Origin of the sequence: Streptomyces brevispora, assembly GCF_007829885.1 — a bacterium.
GTDB lineage: Bacteria > Actinomycetota > Actinomycetes > Streptomycetales > Streptomycetaceae > Streptomyces > Streptomyces brevispora.
Genome location: NZ_VIWW01000001.1, coordinates 4,284,330 through 4,300,886 on the forward strand (window position 1 = coordinate 4,284,330; position 16,557 = coordinate 4,300,886).

Genomic DNA, 16,557 nt, shown 5'->3' on the forward strand with positions numbered 1-16,557 from the left:
TTCTGCGCTCCATGGAGACGCCTGACAACGCCACGGAAACCCCCGCATCCACCAAAATCGCCGACCAGGACTGGGCCACCGCGTCCACGGAGCCGCAGTACCGGGCCGCCGTCGTAGACCTGCTGGGAGCACTTGCCTACGGGGAGCTGGCGGCCTTCGAGAGGCTCGCCGAGGACGCGAAACTCGCGCCGACGCTGGGTGACAAGGCGGCGCTGGCGAAGATGGCGTCCGCGGAATTCCATCATTTCGAGCGGCTGACCGACCGGCTGACGGCGATCGAGGTGGATCCGACCGGCGCGATGGAGCCGTTCGCCAAGGCGCTCGACGACTTCCACCGCCAGACCGCGCCGTCGGACTGGCTGGAAGGCCTGGTCAAGGCCTATGTCGGTGACTCGATCGCCAGTGACTTCTACCGTGAGGTCGCGGCCCGGCTCGACTCGGACACCCGCTCCCTCGTCCTCGCCGTGCTCGACGACACGGGCCACGGCAACTTCGCCGTCGAGAAGGTGCGTGCGGCGATCGAGGCGGACCCGAGGCTCGGCGGCCGGCTCGCGCTGTGGGCGCGCCGGCTGATGGGCGAGGCGCTCTCGCAGGCGCAGCGGGTGGTGGCCGAACGCGACGCGCTGTCCACCATGCTGGTGGGCGGGGTGGCCGACGGGTTCGACCTGGCCGAGGTCGGCCGGATGTTCTCGCGGATCACCGAGGCGCACACCAAGCGGATGGCCACCCTGGGGCTGGCGGCGTAGGACCGTCCCCGAGGGGCCGGGGTGGCGGCGTCAGGCCGCCGCCGACCGGCCCAGACGGCGGCTGCGCGGCCGGAGCAGCAGGGACACCGTCACCGCGGAGATGAGCACCGCGCCGATCAGCGTCGCCGCCGCGTGGCCGGGACCCAGCACCGAGTGCATCAGATACAGGCCGAACAGGGCTCCCAGCGCACCGGTGCCGAAGACGGCCCGACGGGACGGGAGACGACCCGACAGGGAGCGCAGGGCCGCCCAGGAGAGGGCGAGTCCGAGTACGACGGAGCCCAGGGTTTCCAAGATCACAGACGATCACCTCGCAGGTAGGGGGCGGGCAATTCGGTCGTAGGCGGTACTACCCCCGGGCCGCGGAAGGCAATCCTCTCGCGGACAGGCTTCGCTCAGCCGACGCACAGGAATGGCCCCAGCGCCTCGCGCGTGAGACGCACGGGACCGAACGCGCGGCTTCACGGCCCGAACGGACGGGTTCACGGCACGAACGCCCGGGTGCACGGCACGAACGCGTGAGGCCCAACGGAAAGCGGCCCGGCGGGGAATCCCCGTCGGGCCGCTTCCACGGTCACTGTGTCCGTGCGTGCCTTACAGCGCGCCGAACCCCACCCGTCGCGTGCTGGGCTCGCCGATCTCCACGTAGGCGATCCGGTCGGCCGGCACCAGGACCTTGCGGCCCTTCTCGTCCGTGAGGCTGAGCAGCTGCGCCTTGCCGGCGAGAGCCTCGGAAACCGCGCTCTCGACCTCTTCGGCGGAAAGCCCGCTCTCCAGAACGATCTCCCGGGGCGCGTGCTGCACCCCGATCTTGACCTCCACGGCTATGTCCCTCCGACGGTCAGTCCCTGCGCGTTGAACCGCGCCGTACGCAGGACACATTAGCCCGCTGAGGGGACCGGCCAGGGCTCCGCGGCAACGCCCGCAGCGAACACGGACGCGGCCGTACCGCTCAGTGCTGGTCGATGCCGTGCAGCGGGAAGCCCGCGATGCCCCGCCAGGCCAGCGAGGTGAGCAGTTGCACCGCGGTGTCGCGCGGAATGGTGGACCCGCTGGAGAGCCAGTAGCGGGCGACCACCTGGGACACCCCGCCCAGGCCGACGGCGAGCAGCATGGACTCGTCCTTGGACAGGCCCGTGTCACCGGCGATCACGTCGGAGATCGCCTCGGCGCACTGGAGCGAGACCCGGTCGACCCGCTCGCGCACGGCGGGCTCGTTGGTCAGGTCCGACTCGAAGACCAGCCGGAAGGCGCCGCCCTCGTCCTCGACGTACGCGAAGTAGGCGTCCATCGTCGCGGCCACGCGCAGCTTGTTGTCGGTCGTCGACGCGAGTGCCGTCCGCACCGACTGGAGCAGCGACTCGCAGTGCTGGTCCAGCAGGGCCAGGTAGAGCTCCAGCTTGCCCGGGAAGTGCTGGTAGAGGACCGGCTTGCTGACCCCGGCCCGTTCCGCGATGTCGTCCATCGCGGCGGAGTGGTACCCCTGCGCGACGAAGACTTCCTGGGCGGCGCCCAGGAGCTGATTGCGTCGGGCGCGACGCGGCAGGCGAGTGCCCCGTGGACGCGCCGCCTCGGTCTGCTCGATGGCTGTCACGCCGCCTCCCAAAATCGTGAATCCGACACACCGTTCCGTACACGCTGCGCCATACCGCCATCGTACTTTCGGGTAACCGGGGTATGCGCGGCGCGGACGCAGAATTTCACGGACCGGACGACTGCGGTAGCCACAGGTTGTTCGGCCTGTGCCCTATAGCGGGACGTATCACCGGTAATCGTCCTCGTCGTCGGCGACAATGCGGGCCTGTTCCGCCGCGTCCGCCTCGTTCGCGTGGTTCCGGTCGAGCTCCGTCAGCGGTGCGTCGCCCTCGGGGCGCAGTTCTGTCTGCTGCTCGGCGGCGTCCGCCTCGGGTGTTTCCTGGCCGGGATCGTCCGGCTGGACGCCCTCGAAGGTCTCCGGGTCACTGGGGTCGACCGTCATGGTGACTCCCTTCCTTTGCTTCGAGCCTAGGAGCAACACCCCGAAGCCGCGACGCGATGTGTGACGGCGAACACACGAATCGCAGTGTGATCATCTCGTAACATTGCCGTATGTCTTCGACCGAGCTGCCGGGAGTCCGTGCCGCCGCCGCAGCGGTGGCCCCCACGGTGAGCGCCGTCAGGGCCGCGCAGGGCGAGAGGCTTCGTTCCGTCACGCTGCCCGGACTCACGCTGACCGTCCGTTCGCGACCCCCGGAGCGGACGGGTCTGGCGCCCGCCCTCTATGTGCACGGGCTCGGCGGCTCCTCGCAGAACTGGTCGGCGCTGATGCCGCTGCTCCAGGACGTGCTGGACGGCGAGGCGGTCGACCTGCCCGGCTTCGGGGACTCCCCGCCGCCGGACGACGGCAACTACTCGGTCACCGGTCATGCCCGAGCGGTGATCCGCTTCCTGGACGCGGAGGAGCGCGGGCCCGTCCACCTGTTCGGCAACAGCCTCGGCGGCTCGGTGGCGACCCGGGTCGCGGCGGTCCGCCCCGATCTGGTGCGCACGCTCACCCTGATCTCGCCCGCGCTCCCCGAGATCCGGGTGCAGTGGTCGGCCGCGCCGACCGCACTGCTCGCCGTTCCGGGGCTCGTCTCCCTGTTCTCCCGGATGACCCGGGACTGGACCGCGGAGGAACGCACCCGCGGAGTCATGGCACTCTGTTACGGCGATCCGGCACGGGTCTCCGAGACGGGCTTCCGCGCGGCGGTGGCCGAAATGGAGCGACGGCTGGAGCTGCCGTACTTCTGGGACGCCATGGCGCGCTCGGCGCGTGGCATCGTCGATGCGTACACGCTGGGCGGCCAGCACGGGCTGTGGCGTCAGGCCGAGCGGGTGCTCGCGCCGACCCAGCTCGTGTACGGCGGACGGGACCGGCTCGTCTCGTACCGGATGGCACGCAGGGCGTCCGCGGCCTTCCGCGATTCGCGTCTGCTGACACTGCCCGACGCCGGGCACGTGGCGATGATGGAGTACCCGGAGACGGTCGCCCAGGCGTTCCGGGAACTGCTCGACGAATGCGGCGGGAGCTGATCCGGGGCGTGGGACGACACAGTCGAAAAGGCCCTGGGCCCAAGGCGCCGGAGGCCGGTTCGGCCTCGGCGGACACGGGTGCCGGGCGTGAGGGCACCCGGCCCGTACCCGGCAGCGGCCGGCGCCGACGGCCGGGCGAGGCGTCATCGGGCGCCGATGGCCACACCCCGTTCCAGGGCACTCCCCAGGTGCGCGGTGGCCACCCCGAACAGCGTGAACCCGGTGGTGGCTGGGGCGCCGGGCCCATGGCACGGCAGCCCGGGCGGCCGGGTCGGCCGAGCGGCGGACCCGGCCGTGTCGGTGCGCAGCCGCAGGCGCCGCAGGACGGGCAGGGGACCGGCACCCGGTCGCTGATACCGGGACCGCGACGGGAGTTCGTCGAGGCCTTCGACAACCCGTCGGCCGCTCCCGCACCCCGCGGCCAGGCGCCGGCACGGACCAACCCGGCTGCACCGGCCGACCCGGCCGATCCGTACAGCTCCGTCAGCGACTCGGACGAGCGGCCGCCGGGCGGTGGTGGCGGCACGCCCAAGGACTCCAAGGACTCCAAGGGTGGCAGGGGCCGTACCTTCACCGGCATCGCGGCCGCCGCGGTGACCACGGTGCTCGCGGTGGTCGTGGCGGGCCAGGTCGCCCACGACAGCGGCGCCCGGACCGGTGCCGCGCAGCCCGCGGGCGTCGACCGGGACGGCGTCGACGACGCCTCCCGTTCGGACAGCCGGAAGACGCCCGCGCCCAAGGTGGCGCTCAAGCCCCTTTCGTACGAGCAGAAAATGGCCAAGGCCTATCCGCTGGCGCCGAAGCTCAAGGGTTCGGGGGAATTCGAGGCCGTGCCCGGTGCGGCGAAGGCTCCGGGCAAGGGGCACAAGTACCGCTACCGGATCGATGTCGAGAAGGGGCTCGGACTCGACTCCGCGCTCTTTGCCGAGGCGGTCCAGAAAACCCTGAATGATGAACGTAGTTGGGCGCACGACGGCGAGATGACCTTCGAACGGATTTCCACCGGCGATCCGGATTTCGTGATCACGCTGGCGAGTCCCGGGACCACGGGCGACTGGTGCGAGAAGTCGGGGCTGGACACGACGGTCGACAACGTCTCCTGCGACTCCGCCGCCACCGAGCGCGTGATGATCAATGCCTATCGCTGGGCCCAGGGGTCGTCCACCTTCGGCCCGGACAAGCTCCACTCCTACCGCCAGATGCTGATCAACCACGAAGTGGGCCATCGGCTGGGTCACAACCATGTGAGTTGCCGCACGCCGGGCTCGCTCGCTCCGGTGATGCAGCAGCAGACCAAATCGCTCAATATCGACGACATCAAATGCCGCGCCAACGCCTGGGTGTATCCGACCGGTTGAGCCCGGCGGGTGTCTGTGCGAACGGTCGCGGGTCCGGACCGGGCCGGTGAGGGCGGTCTCCCGACACACATCGTCCGAATGGTGAGATGGCCGTCTCATGTTTTTTTGACATCGTGAAGGCCGTCACTCATATTTCTCGCATGTCACGCAGCCTCGTCACCTTCGATCGCGCCGCCATTGAGCTGGCGCTCATCGGTGTGACCGGGCACAGCGTCGCCGACGTCGACTGTTGCTGACGCCCGCCCGAGTGCGCGTCGGCCCCCTCCCGTTCGAGCCCTGATGGCCCGGACGGGTCCTCCCTGACTGCCGCACCGGGCCTACTCCGTCCGCAGGCGCGGCAGTTCCAGTGTTCCGGTCCCTCCACCGACCGGTCGTCAGCACGCCCTCTCGTCGCCGCCTGCACGGATTCGCTTTTCGATTCCTTCATCCAGGCAGTACTCCGAGAGGTCACCTTCCGATGCGTCAACCGTCTGTCATATCGCGCCGCACAGCAGCCGCGGCCGCAGTACTCGTCGTCGTCGCCGGCGCCGCGGCCTGCGGGCCCGAGGCCGGCAGCAAGGGCGGCGACGGCGGCTCCGGCGCGGCGGGCGCCCCCAAGAAGGGCGGCACGCTCACCGTCCTGAACAGCGCCCCGCAGGAGGACTTCGACCCCGCCCGGCTCTACACCTCCGGCGGCGGCAACGTCCCCTCGCTCGTCTTCCGCACGCTCACCACCCGCAACCGGGAGGACGGTGCGGCCGGCTCGAAGGTCGTCCCCGACCTGGCGACCGACCTGGGCAGACCCAGCAAGAACGCCACCGTCTGGACGTACACGCTCAAGGACGACCTCAAGTACGAGGACGGCACCGCGATCACGAGCGCCGACATCAAGTACGGCATCGAGCGCTCCTTCGCGGCCGAGCTCTCCGGCGGCGCGCCCTACCTGCGCGACTGGCTGATCGGCGGGGCCGGCTACCAGGGCCCGTACAAGGACAAGAAGGGCCTCGACTCGATCGAGACACCCGACGCGAAGACGATCGTCTTCCACCTCAACAAGCCCGAGGGCGAGTTCCCCTTCCTGGCCACCCAGACCCAGACCACTCCCGTGCCGAAGGCCAAGGACACCGGCACGAAGTACGAGGAGCACCCGCTCTCCTCCGGCCCGTACAAGGTCGTCACGAACGAGGGCGACGGCGAGCGGCTCGTCCTGGAGCGCAACACCTACTGGTCGCCCGCCACCGACGAGGAGCGCAAGGCCTACCCCGACCGGATCGACGTCCGCTCCGGGCTCGACTCCGCCGTCATCAACCAGCGGCTGTCCGCCTCGCAGGGCGCCGACGCCGCGGCCGTCACCACCGACACCAACCTCGGCCCGGCCGAGCTCGCCAAGGTCAGCGGCGACAAGAAGCTCGCCGCCCGGGTCGGAACCGGCCACTTCGGCTACACGAACTACATCGCCTTCAACCCGAAGGTGAAGCCGTTCGACAACCCGAAGGTGCGCCAGGCGATCTCCTTCGCCGTCGACCGCAGCTCCGTCATCAACGCCGCGGGCGGCTCCTCGCTCGCCGTGCCCGCCACCACCTTCCTGCCGGACCAGGAGTCCTTCGGCTACACGCCGTACGACGCGTTCCCGGCCGGCGAGTCCGGCAACGCGGCCAAGGCCAGGGAACTGCTGAAGGAAGCCGGCTACCCCAACGGCCTGACCGTCACCCTCACGCACAACAACGACAAGAACTTCGCCACCAGCCCGGAGATCGCCACCGCCCTCCAGGAGGCGCTGAAAAAGGCCGGCATCACCGTCAAGCTCCGCGGCCTGGAGTCCAACGCGTACTCGGACACCGTCTACAACGTGAGGACCGAGCCCGGTTTCTTCCTCGCCGGCTGGGGCGCCGACTGGCCCTCCGGCGGCCCGTTCTTCGCCCCGATCTTCGACGGACGCCAGATCGTCAAGGCCGGGTACAACTTCAACTCCGGCCGGCTGAACGACCCCGCGGTCAACAAGGAGATCGACGAGATCAACAAGCTGACCGACCTGAACGCCGCCGCGAAGCGCTGGGGCGCGCTCGACAAGAAGGTCGGTGAGCGGGCGCTGACCGTGCCGCTGTTCCACCCGGTCTACAAGCGCCTGTACGGCGAGTCCGTCAAGAACGTCGTGATCAGCGACTGGACCGGCGTGCTCGACATCTCGCAGGTCGCGGTCAAGTAGCCATGGCCGAAGCACTGCTGGTCAAGGAGGCGGGGGCCGTCGCGGCCCCCGCCTCCGGGGCCCATCCGTTCTGGCGCCGGCTGCGCACCCGGCGCTCGGCGCTCGTGGCCGCCGCCGTCGTCACCCTGCTCGTCCTGACCGCGCTCGCCGCGCCGCTGCTCGCGGGCATCGAGGGCCAGGACCCCACCACGTACCACCCGTCTCTCGTCGACTCCGCCACCGGCGGGGTGCCGCTCGGCTCCTTCGGCGGGATCAGCGCCGAGCACTGGCTCGGCGTCGAACCGCTCACCGGACGCGACCTGTTCGCCCGCGTCGTGTACGGCGCCCGGGTCTCGCTCGGCGTCGCGCTCGGCGCGACCCTGCTCCAGGTGGTCATCGGCGTCGTCATCGGCCTCGCCGCCGGTCTCGGCAACCGCTTCGTCGACCAGGCGTTCAGCCGCCTCACCGATGTCATGGTCGCTCTGCCGGTCATGGTGGCGGCCCTCGGCGCACTCGCCGTCGTCCCGGCCGGATTCCCGCGCCCGGTGCTGATCGCGCTGCTCGTCGGCCTGGTCGGCTGGACCCACATCTCGAAGATCGTGCGCGCCAAGACCCTCGCCCTGAAATCCCTCGACCACGTCGCGGCCGCCCGGCTCAGCGGCTGGGGCTCCTGGCAGATCGCCCGGCGTGAGCTGCTGCCCGCGCTGGCGGCGCCCGTCATCACGTACGCCGTACTGCTCTTCCCCGCCAACATCGTCGTCGAGGCCGCTCTGTCCTTCCTCGGCGTCGGCATCAAGCCTCCCACCCCGTCCTGGGGGCAGATGCTCAGCGACGCCGGCACCTGGTACCAGGCGGCGCCCACGTATCTGCTGATCCCGGCCCTGCTGCTCTTCGTCACCGTGCTGGCGCTCACCGTCCTCGGCGAGGGCGTGCGCACCGCGCTCGACCCGCGCGCCGCCTCCCGGCTGCGGATCGGCACCGGAGCCAAGAAGGAGGCCGGAGCATGAGGTGGTTCCTGCTGCGACGACTCGGCGGGGCGCTCTTCGTCCTGCTCGCCCTCAGCGTCGTCGTCTACGCGGCCTTCTACGTGGCACCGGGCAACGTCGCACAGATCGCCTGCGGCCCGCGCTGCTCGCCCGCGCAGGTCGCCCAGGTCAGCGAACAACTGCGGCTCGGCGACCCGGTGTACGTGCAGTACGCGCACTTCCTCCAGAGCCTGGTCGCCGGCCGCGACTACTCCACCGGAACCGGCGTGGTGCACTGCCAGGCCCCCTGCCTGGGACTCTCGTACCAGAGCGGCCAGCAGGTCACCCAGCTGATCGTCGCCAAGCTGCCCGCCACCGTCTCGCTCGCCGTCGGCGCCTTCGTGCTGTGGATGGTGCTCGGCGTCGGCACCGGCCTGCTCTCGGTGTGGCGGCGCGGCCGCGCCACCGAGCGCGTCCTCACCGGGATCACCCTGGCCGGCATGGCCACGCCGGTCTTCGTGATCGGCCTGCTGCTGATCATCATCTGCGTCACGACGCTCCAGATCCTGCCGTTCCCGGACTACGTGCCGTTCACCGAGGACCCGGAGCAGTGGGCCTGGAACCTGCTGCTGCCGTGGATCTCCCTGGCCCTCGTCTCCGCGGCCCCGTACGCCCGGATGACCCGGGCCTCGATGCTGGAGACGCTTGCCGAGGACCATGTCCGCACCTTCAGGGCGTACGGGGTCAGCGAGCGGGTGATCGTCGGACGGCACGCGCTGCGCGGCGCACTCGCCCCGGTGATCGCGCTCGGCGCACTGGACGTCGGCTCGATGTTCGGTGGCGCCGTGCTCACCGAGTCCCTCTTCGGGATTCCGGGGGTCGGCCGCGAACTCGTCGCAGCCGTAAGGAACGTGGACCTCCCGGTCGTCGTCGGTCTGGTGCTCGTCACCGGGTTCTTCGTCGTCCTTGCCAATGCCGTCGCGGACATCCTGCAGGCGATGGCCGACCGACGGGTGGTGCTGTCATGAGTCTGGTCGAGGTCACCGATCTCTCGATCTCGTTCGGCGACGTACAGGCGGTGAGCGGACTGTCGTTCTCGCTGGAGGCGGGCGGTGCGCTCGGCATCGTCGGCGAGTCCGGCTCCGGCAAGAGCGCGTCGGCGTACGCCCTGCTCGGACTGCACCGGGGCACCGGCGCCAGGGTCGGCGGCTCCGTCCGGGTGGCCGGTGTGGACGTCCAGACGGCCGACGACGCCGAACTGCGCGGACTGCGGGGGGCGAAGGCCGCGATGGTCTTCCAGGACCCGCTGTCCTCGCTGGACCCGTACTACGCCGTCGGCGCCCAGATCGCCCAGGTCCACCGGGTCCACAACCGAGTCTCCCGGCGGGCGGCGCGGGCCAGGGCCGTCGAGGTGCTGGACCGGGTCGGCATTCCCGACGCGGCACGCCGCTCCCGGTCCCGGCCGCACGAGTTCTCCGGCGGGATGCGGCAACGGGCGCTGATCGCGATGGCACTGGCCTGCGAGCCGCAGCTGCTGATCGCCGACGAGCCGACCACCGCGCTCGACGTCACCGTCCAGGCCCAGATCCTCGACCTGCTGCACGATCTGCGCCGGGAGACGGGCATGGGGCTGCTGCTGGTCACCCACGACGTGGGCGTGGCGGCGGAGTCGGTGGACGAGGTGCTGGTCATGCGCTCCGGTCTCGCGGTGGAACGGGGGCCGGTGGCGCAGGTCCTCGGCGCGCCGCGCGAGCCGTACACGAAGGCGCTGATGTCCGCGGTGCCGCGCATCGCTGCGGAGCCGGGCGGCCCGGCCGCCACGACCGGACGCGTGGTCCCCGATGAGGCCGAGGTGCTCATCGAGGCCGACGGAGTGCGGCAGGTCTTCGGCCGGGGGAAGTCCGCCCTGGCCGCCGTCGACGGGGTCTCCCTCACCGTTCGGCACGGCGAGACGCTCGGCATCGTCGGGGAGAGCGGCAGCGGCAAGACCACCCTCGGGCGGATGCTCGTCGGCCTGCTGGAGCCCACCTCCGGCCGGCTGAGCCGGGTGGACCCGGTGCAGATGGTCTTCCAGGACCCGGTCTCCTCGCTCAACCCGCGCCGCTCCGTCGGCGAGTCCGTCGCCGACCCACTGCGGGCGCGCGGGCAGCGCGACGAGGGCGTCATCAGGGCGCGCGTACAGGATCTGCTGGAGCGCGTCGGGCTCGACCCGGAGCAGTACGACCGCTATCCGCACGAGTTCAGCGGCGGACAGCGCCAGCGTGTAGGGATCGCGCGGGCGCTGGCCGCCGAACCGAGGCTGATCGTCTGCGACGAGGCGGTCTCCGCTCTCGACGTGACGACCCAGGCCCAGGTGACCGCGCTGCTGGCCGAGCTCCAGCAGGAACTGGGGCTCGCGCTGGTCTTCATCGCGCACGACCTCGCCGTCGTACGCCAGGTCAGCGACCGGGTCGCCGTCATGCGCCACGGCCGGATCGTCGAGGAGGGCACCGTGGAGCAGGTGTACGGAGATCCCCGTGACCCGTACACCAAACAGCTCCTGGCGGCCGTTCCGGCGCTCGATCCGGCACGCGCGGCGGTCCGCCGCGCAGCACGCGCGGAGCCGGTCGCAGGCTGACCGTACGTAATCGGCCTCCTCTATAGCGCGACGGAACGCTACGGGGACGGGAAAGTTACGACGGTTCACCCCTTTCGGTGGTGCGACGGACAACCGTCCGCCGCACCACCGGCGTATCCGCTTACGGTCGTCCCGCTGCGAGTCGCCGATCCAACGGTGGCCGCCCACAAGGGAGATCGGGGGTGTGCTCGTGCGGATCGGACTCCTCACCGACGGTGGTTATCCGTATGCGACCGGTGAGTCCAGACTCTGGTGCGACCGTCTGGTGCGCGGACTCGCGCAGCACGAGTTCGATCTCTTCGCGCTCAGCCGCACCGCCGAACAGGAAGCGCGCGGCTGGGTCCAGCTTCCGCTCCAGGTGAGCCGGGTGCGCACGGCGCCGCTGTGGACCGCCGACGAGGACACCCTCGGCCTGCACGCACCCAGAGGGCTGCTTTCGCGGCTGCTGACCGGTGGGGGCGCACGCTCCTACGGGCGGCGCGAACGGCGGCGCTTCACCACCCACTTCACGGCGCTGGCGACCGCGGTCTGCGCCGCGGATGCGGCCGGTGGCGAGCGGGACGACGCCCGGCCGGACGAGTCCGGGCCCGATGTGTCCTGGCCGGGCGGGTCCGGTCACGGTGCGTACGGAGATGGGGGACGTGCCGCGGCCGGCTTCGAGGACGCACGGTTCACCGGCGGCCTCTACGGTCTCGCCGAACTTGCCTGCGAACACGGCGGACTTCCCGCAGCACTCCGCTCCGAGACGGCGCTCCGGATCCTGGAGGCGGCCTGCGGCGCGCCCGGCACCGGCCGCACCGTCCAGGCGGCCACCGTCCCCGACCTCCTCGCCTTCGCCGCGGAGCTCGACCGGGTGCTCCGCCCGCTCTCCCTCGACTGGTACGACGAGGAGAGCCTCGGTGCTGTAGACCTCTGCCACGCCACCTCCGGAGGCGCCGCCGCACTGCCCGGGCTGCTGGCCAAACGCTTCTTCGGGGTGCCGCTGCTGGTCACCGAGCACTCCGTTCAGCTGCGGTCGCACTACCTGGCGGCGGCCGGCACCCCGGTCAGTGCGCCGGTGCGCGCCCTGCTCGCGAACTTCCACGGCCGGCTCGCCGGTGAGGTGTACCGCCAGGCCGCGCTCATCACCCCCGGCAATGCGCACGCCCGCCGCTGGCAGGAGCGCTGCGGTGCCGAACCCGCCAAGGTGCGCACGGTCTACCCCGGCATGGAGTCCGGCCGGTTCGCGGCGCTGGGCGAGAACGAGGGCGACGGCGGCCCGGACACGCTGGTGTGGGTCGGCCGGATCGAGCCGGCCAAGGACCTGGTCGCGCTGCTGCACGCCTTCGCGGAGGTGCGCAGGGCCGAACCGGACGCCCGGCTGCGGATCATCGGCGCGGCGGCCCAGGGGCCGGAGGGCGCCACCTATCTCGCGCACTGCCGGGCACTCGCCGCCCAGCTGTTCCCGGACGAGGCCGCCGACACGCACGCCGCCGACGCGCACATTGTTGATGCGCATGCTGCTGACGCGCACATCGCTGACGCGCGTGCCGCCGACTCGCGCGCCGCTGACGTGCACATCGCTGACTCGCGCTCCGCCGACTCGCGCGCCGCCGGCGACCACCCGGTCTCCTTCGAGGACATCGGCGGGGCCGGGATCCCCGACCTCGCCCAGGCGTACGCGGCCGGCGGGATCGTGGTGCTCTCCAGCGTGGCCGAGGGCTTCCCGATCAGCCTGGTCGAGGCGATGTTCTGCGGCCGGGCCACGGTCTCGACGGACGTCGGCGCCGTCGTCGAAGTCATCGGCGGTACGGGGCTCGTGGTGCCGCCGCGCAATCCCCGGGCGCTCGCGGACGCCTGTCTGGCGCTGCTGCGGGACCCGAAGCGCCGTGCGCGCCTGGGAGCGGCGGCGCGCGCCCGCGCACTCGAACTCTTCACGGTCGAACAGAACCTCGCGGCGTTTCGCGGCATTTACCTGGAGCTCATCGCGCGGGCGCCGGTGCGCCGGGACACGGCAGCGGCGAACGCCGACGGCGGACCGCGCCCCTTCGCCACCCCGCCGGAGGCCCATGTACTCGGCCTGTGGCCGGAGTCGGACGAGGGCCCCGACCCGGGACCGGCCGAGCGCGCACCCAGTTGGGCGGGGCACGGGATCTGCGCGGGGGCGCGCGGAGCGGGGGACCGCGATGCGTGACCAGGAAGCGGCCGGGCCCGGCCGCCGTACCGACCGATCCGGGCCGCCCGGCGCCGCAGGTGAAGAACACGGAGGAACGACGATGGGCCGCCCGACCGAGGTGTCCGGCACACCGATGACCGGCCGCGAGTGGGACCCCCGCTCGCGGGCACTGGTCTCCGAATCCCCGGCTGCCGAAGTCTCCGAACCCGCATGGGGGCTGTCGGGCCCGCAGGACGCGTCAGCGGACGGTGTGACCGTGACCGCGTCCGGGCCGGTGGCCACAGCGGCAGAGGGCGCCCCGGCGGAGGCGGCGCCGCAAGCCACTCCGGCGGAGACAGCACCGCAAAGCGCCCCCGCGGAGACAGCACCGAAAGTCACCCCGGAGCGCGGAGCGCACGCCTCCCTCCGCGCACCCGAGATCGCGCACGCCGCCCCCCAGCGCAGACCAAGCACCGGGCGGCGTGGTCCCGCCGACCCCGTGAAGTCGCTCATGCACCGGCACCGCGAACTCTGCGAGCGTGCCGTTGATCCGCTGGAGATCGCCGCCGGGCTCGAAGCCCACGGCGTCACCGACCGCACCGCCGCCCGCTACCGGCACCGTGATGTGTTCTCGCTCGCCGAGGAACTGTTCGCACGGGTACCGGGCTTCGCGGGGGAGCCCGCCGGAGCGGTTTCCGCTCCGGCGCATGACATCCGGACGCGCGCCGCGTGGTCGCTCCGGGCGCTGCTGCCGGGCGCCGCCTGCCTGGCGACCCTCGTCGCGCTGCGGCTCACCGAGGGGGTGCTCGGCGGTGAGGCGCGGCTCGCCATCGGCAGCGGGGGCACACTCCTCGCGTTCACCGGCCTCGCCCTTGCCCTGCACACCGGTCCGCTCTCCGGCGGTGGCCGCTCCGCGGGCGCCGCCAACCTCTACGGCTGCTGGCTGCTCGGCTACGCCCTGTACGGCGAGGCCCTGCTCCACCAGGTCCTCAGTGGCGGCCCGGAAGGTCCCTGGGCGATCACCCCGGCACCGCTGCTCGGGCTCGCCGTGGCGGTCGCACCCGCGGCCTGGTGCGCGCACCTCTTCTCCGTGCACGCACAGCGCAAACTCAACGGCAGCCGCGCACTGGAGGAGTTCGCGGCAGGCGTGCGCCCCTTGTTGTTCGGCGCCGTCGCGTTCTTCTTCTGCGTCCTCATCGGTCTGCTGTACCTGGCCGGCCTCGGTACCGGGGACGGCGGTGCCCCCGTCGGGGCCGTCGGCCTCGGGGTGCTGCTCCTGCTGGCCCGGCTCCTCACCGTCCACGGCTTCCCCGAACCGGCCGCCGCCGGACTCGCCGCCGCCTGCGCCGTCGAGGCCGCCGCCCCCGCCCTGGTCCTGGCCGGGCGGCTGCCCGGTCTCGACGCCGTCGCCCGGCCCGTCGACGCCCTCGTGGCGGCGGCGGGCACCGGAGCCGTACCCGCCGTGGCCTGCGGCACGGCCGCGCTCGGCCTGCTGATCACCGCCACCGTCGCCCTCTCCCGGGCATCCGCCCACACCGCCGCCTGACGCACCACACAGCCGCCGCGGAGCCGACGCCGCGGGTCCCTTCCCCCGCACGTACACAACTGACCCAAGGAGAAACCGGACATGACCCCCCAATACCCCGCACCGGCAGCCCGCCGTCGGCACCCAGGGGGCGCGCGATGAGGGTGCTGCTGCTCGGAGCCAACGGATTCCTCGGCCGGTTCGTCGCCGACCGGCTGCTCGCCGACCCCGCCGTGCACCTCACGGCACTCGGCCGCGGCGACGACGCCGACGTGCGCTTCGACCTCGCCAGCGGCAGCCCGGGAGCGCTCACCCGCTTCCTGGACGCCGTCCACCCCGGAGTCGTCGTCAACTGCGCGGGCGCCACCCGGGGCGGGGCCCGCGACCTGACCCGCCACAACACCGTCGCCGTCGCCACCGTCTGCGAGGCGATGCGGCGCAGCGGCTGCACCGCCAGGCTGGTCCAGGTCGGCTGTTCCTCGGAGTACGGGCCCTCGCAGCCCGGCTCGTCCACCGCCGAGGACGCCATCCCCCGCCCCGGCGGGCCGTACGGCGTCAGCAAGCTCGCCGCCACCGAACTCGTCCTCGGCTCCGGCCTCGACGCGGTCGTGCTGCGGGTCTTCTCGCCGGTCGGCCCCGGCACCCCGGCCGGTTCCCCGCTCGGCCGGCTCGCCGAGGCGATGCGCCGCGCCATGCAGTCCGGTGACGGCGAGCTGAAGCTCAGCGGCCTCGGCGTGCAGCGCGACTTCGTCGATGTGCGCGACGTCGCGCGCGCCGTGCACGCCGCCTCGCTCTCCGCCGCCCAGGGGGTCGTCAACATCGGCACCGGCCGGGCCGTACGACTGCGTGACGCCGCCGCCGTGCTCGCCAAGGTCGCCGGATACGCCGGCGCGCTCCACGAACTGGACACGCCCCCCGCCCGGCTGCCCATCGGCGCCCCCCGCACCTCCACCGAATCGGTCATCGAGCACCTCTCGGCCACCCCGTCCCCCTACCCGGACGGCTGCGGCACCTGGCAGCAGGCCGATGTCCGCACCGCCAGGGACCGGCTCGGCTGGCGTCCCCGGATCAATCTGGAGGAGTCCCTCGCCGACATCTGGATGGAGGCGGCGTGCCGTATCTGACCAGTACCGGCACGGCCCGCAGGACCGGCGCCGCCGAACAGCTCGGCTTCGGTGTCCCCGGCTACGCGCACCCGCTGCTCGCGCCCGCCGAGTGGGCCGAGCTCGCCCGCCCCGGCACTCCGCTGCACTGGGCCGTGCTCAATATCGACAACGGCCCCGGCACCCGTCCCGACCCGCACTGCCTGGAGGCCGCGGGCCGGCTCCGCAACGCCCGCGAACGAGCCGTGCACGGTGAGGAGGCGCTGGACCCCGTACGGGCCTCGGCCGGCCGGCTCCTCGGCCGGATCGACCTGGCCCACGGCGACCGGCCCCTCGACGAGGTGATCGCCGACGCCCGGTCCTTCCTGGACTGGTACCGCGTCGACGGCTTCTACCTCGACCGGTGCCCGGCCGGGCGGCCCGGCCTCCCGGCGGTCCGCCGGCTCACCAGCACGCTCGCCGTGCTGCTGGCGGACAGCGGCAGCGCGCGAGGCGGCGGACATCTGGTGCTCGGGCACGACACCCACCCGTATCCCGGCTACGCCGAGGCCGCCGACCAGCTCGTCACCTTCCGCGGCCCGTGGACCGACTACCGCTGGTCGCAGGTGGCGGAGTGGACCGCCGCCTATCCACCCGGCCGGTTCGCGCACTTCGTCCACGGCGTCCCGCGTACTCATCTGGAGGAGGCGATACGCGTCGCGCGCTGGCAGGGCGCCGGAACGATCTTCTTCACGGACCGCACCGGAGAGGCGGATCCGGTGAGCGGGAGGGGGCAAACCGATCCATTCGCGACACTGCCCAGGTACTGGGATGAAATTGTCTCGCGGATCGGACCTGGTATCTCGGAATGAGAGGGGGCGTGGCAGTGTTACCGCAAGAACAACCGTACGT

At 72.1% G+C, this 16,557-nt stretch carries 16 protein-coding genes; 12 read left to right on the forward strand and 4 right to left on the reverse strand.

Annotated elements, in window-relative coordinates; all coding sequences use genetic code 11:
* Positions 1 to 11: 11 nt before the first annotated feature.
* Positions 12 to 746, forward strand: coding sequence for a ferritin-like fold-containing protein (locus FHX80_RS20050; RefSeq protein WP_145765456.1), 735 nt, complete (start codon positions 12 to 14; stop codon positions 744 to 746).
* 30 nt (positions 747 to 776) lie between these two features.
* On the opposite strand, the gene FHX80_RS20055 is transcribed toward FHX80_RS20050, so the two are convergent.
* From FHX80_RS20055 to FHX80_RS20070, 4 genes are all read right to left on the reverse strand, one after another.
* A complete protein-coding gene (locus FHX80_RS20055) occupies positions 777 to 1,046 on the reverse strand; it encodes a hypothetical protein (RefSeq protein ID WP_145765457.1) in 270 nt (89 codons plus the stop codon).
* Positions 1,047 to 1,340: 294 nt separating this feature from the next.
* Positions 1,341 to 1,568, reverse strand: a complete 228-nt coding sequence (locus FHX80_RS20060; protein WP_208764689.1) for a DUF3107 domain-containing protein — start codon at positions 1,566 to 1,568, stop codon at positions 1,341 to 1,343.
* 130 nt (positions 1,569 to 1,698) lie between these two features.
* On the reverse strand, positions 1,699 to 2,340 hold the full coding sequence (locus FHX80_RS20065; RefSeq protein WP_145765459.1) for a TetR/AcrR family transcriptional regulator: 642 nt from the start codon (positions 2,338 to 2,340) through the stop codon (positions 1,699 to 1,701).
* Positions 2,341 to 2,508: 168 nt separating this feature from the next.
* Complete coding sequence (locus FHX80_RS20070) at positions 2,509 to 2,724, reverse strand: hypothetical protein (RefSeq protein ID WP_145765460.1); 216 nt, start codon at positions 2,722 to 2,724, stop codon at positions 2,509 to 2,511.
* Between the two features lie 110 nt (positions 2,725 to 2,834).
* On the opposite strand from FHX80_RS20070, the gene FHX80_RS20075 reads away from it, so the two are divergent.
* The 11 genes from FHX80_RS20075 to FHX80_RS20120 all read left to right on the forward strand — a co-directional run bounded on the left by FHX80_RS20075 (position 2,835) and on the right by FHX80_RS20120 (position 16,517).
* Positions 2,835 to 3,800, forward strand: coding sequence for an alpha/beta fold hydrolase (locus FHX80_RS20075; RefSeq protein ID WP_145765461.1), 966 nt, complete (start codon positions 2,835 to 2,837; stop codon positions 3,798 to 3,800).
* Positions 3,785 to 5,158 (forward strand): DUF3152 domain-containing protein, encoded by a 1,374-nt coding sequence (locus FHX80_RS20080; protein ID WP_145765462.1) that lies wholly within the window; start codon positions 3,785 to 3,787, stop codon positions 5,156 to 5,158. The genes FHX80_RS20075 and FHX80_RS20080 overlap by 16 nt, the downstream gene beginning before the upstream one ends.
* Before the next feature lie 140 nt (positions 5,159 to 5,298).
* Positions 5,299 to 5,394 carry an Ms4533A family Cys-rich leader peptide gene (locus FHX80_RS36630; RefSeq protein WP_311316959.1) on the forward strand — a complete coding sequence of 32 codons (96 nt, stop codon included), beginning with the start codon at positions 5,299 to 5,301 and terminating at the stop codon, positions 5,392 to 5,394.
* A gap of 221 nt (positions 5,395 to 5,615) precedes the next feature.
* On the forward strand, positions 5,616 to 7,343 hold the full coding sequence (locus tag FHX80_RS20085; RefSeq protein ID WP_145765463.1) for an ABC transporter substrate-binding protein: 1,728 nt from the start codon (positions 5,616 to 5,618) through the stop codon (positions 7,341 to 7,343).
* 2 nt (positions 7,344 to 7,345) lie between these two features.
* The gene (locus FHX80_RS20090; RefSeq protein WP_145765464.1) at positions 7,346 to 8,329 is read left to right on the forward strand and encodes an ABC transporter permease; all 984 of its coding nucleotides are present in this window, start codon (positions 7,346 to 7,348) and stop codon (positions 8,327 to 8,329) included.
* Entirely contained in the window at positions 8,326 to 9,315 is a 990-nt protein-coding gene (locus FHX80_RS20095; RefSeq protein WP_145765465.1) for an ABC transporter permease, read from the forward strand. Before FHX80_RS20090 ends, FHX80_RS20095 begins: the two co-directional genes overlap by 4 nt.
* Positions 9,312 to 10,904 (forward strand): dipeptide ABC transporter ATP-binding protein, encoded by a 1,593-nt coding sequence (locus tag FHX80_RS20100; protein ID WP_145765466.1) that lies wholly within the window; start codon positions 9,312 to 9,314, stop codon positions 10,902 to 10,904. The genes FHX80_RS20095 and FHX80_RS20100 overlap by 4 nt, the downstream gene beginning before the upstream one ends.
* A 190-nt stretch (positions 10,905 to 11,094) precedes the next feature.
* Complete coding sequence (locus FHX80_RS20105; protein ID WP_145767393.1) at positions 11,095 to 13,077, forward strand: glycosyltransferase; 1,983 nt, start codon at positions 11,095 to 11,097, stop codon at positions 13,075 to 13,077.
* Between the two features lie 82 nt (positions 13,078 to 13,159).
* A complete protein-coding gene (locus tag FHX80_RS20110) occupies positions 13,160 to 14,584 on the forward strand; it encodes a hypothetical protein (protein WP_244318339.1) in 1,425 nt (474 codons plus the stop codon).
* Between the two features lie 137 nt (positions 14,585 to 14,721).
* Complete coding sequence (locus tag FHX80_RS20115) at positions 14,722 to 15,687, forward strand: NAD-dependent epimerase/dehydratase family protein (RefSeq protein WP_145765467.1); 966 nt, start codon at positions 14,722 to 14,724, stop codon at positions 15,685 to 15,687.
* The gene (locus tag FHX80_RS20120) at positions 15,675 to 16,517 is read left to right on the forward strand and encodes a spherulation-specific family 4 protein (protein WP_145765468.1); all 843 of its coding nucleotides are present in this window, start codon (positions 15,675 to 15,677) and stop codon (positions 16,515 to 16,517) included. The genes FHX80_RS20115 and FHX80_RS20120 overlap by 13 nt, the downstream gene beginning before the upstream one ends.
* Positions 16,518 to 16,557 lie beyond the last annotated feature (40 nt).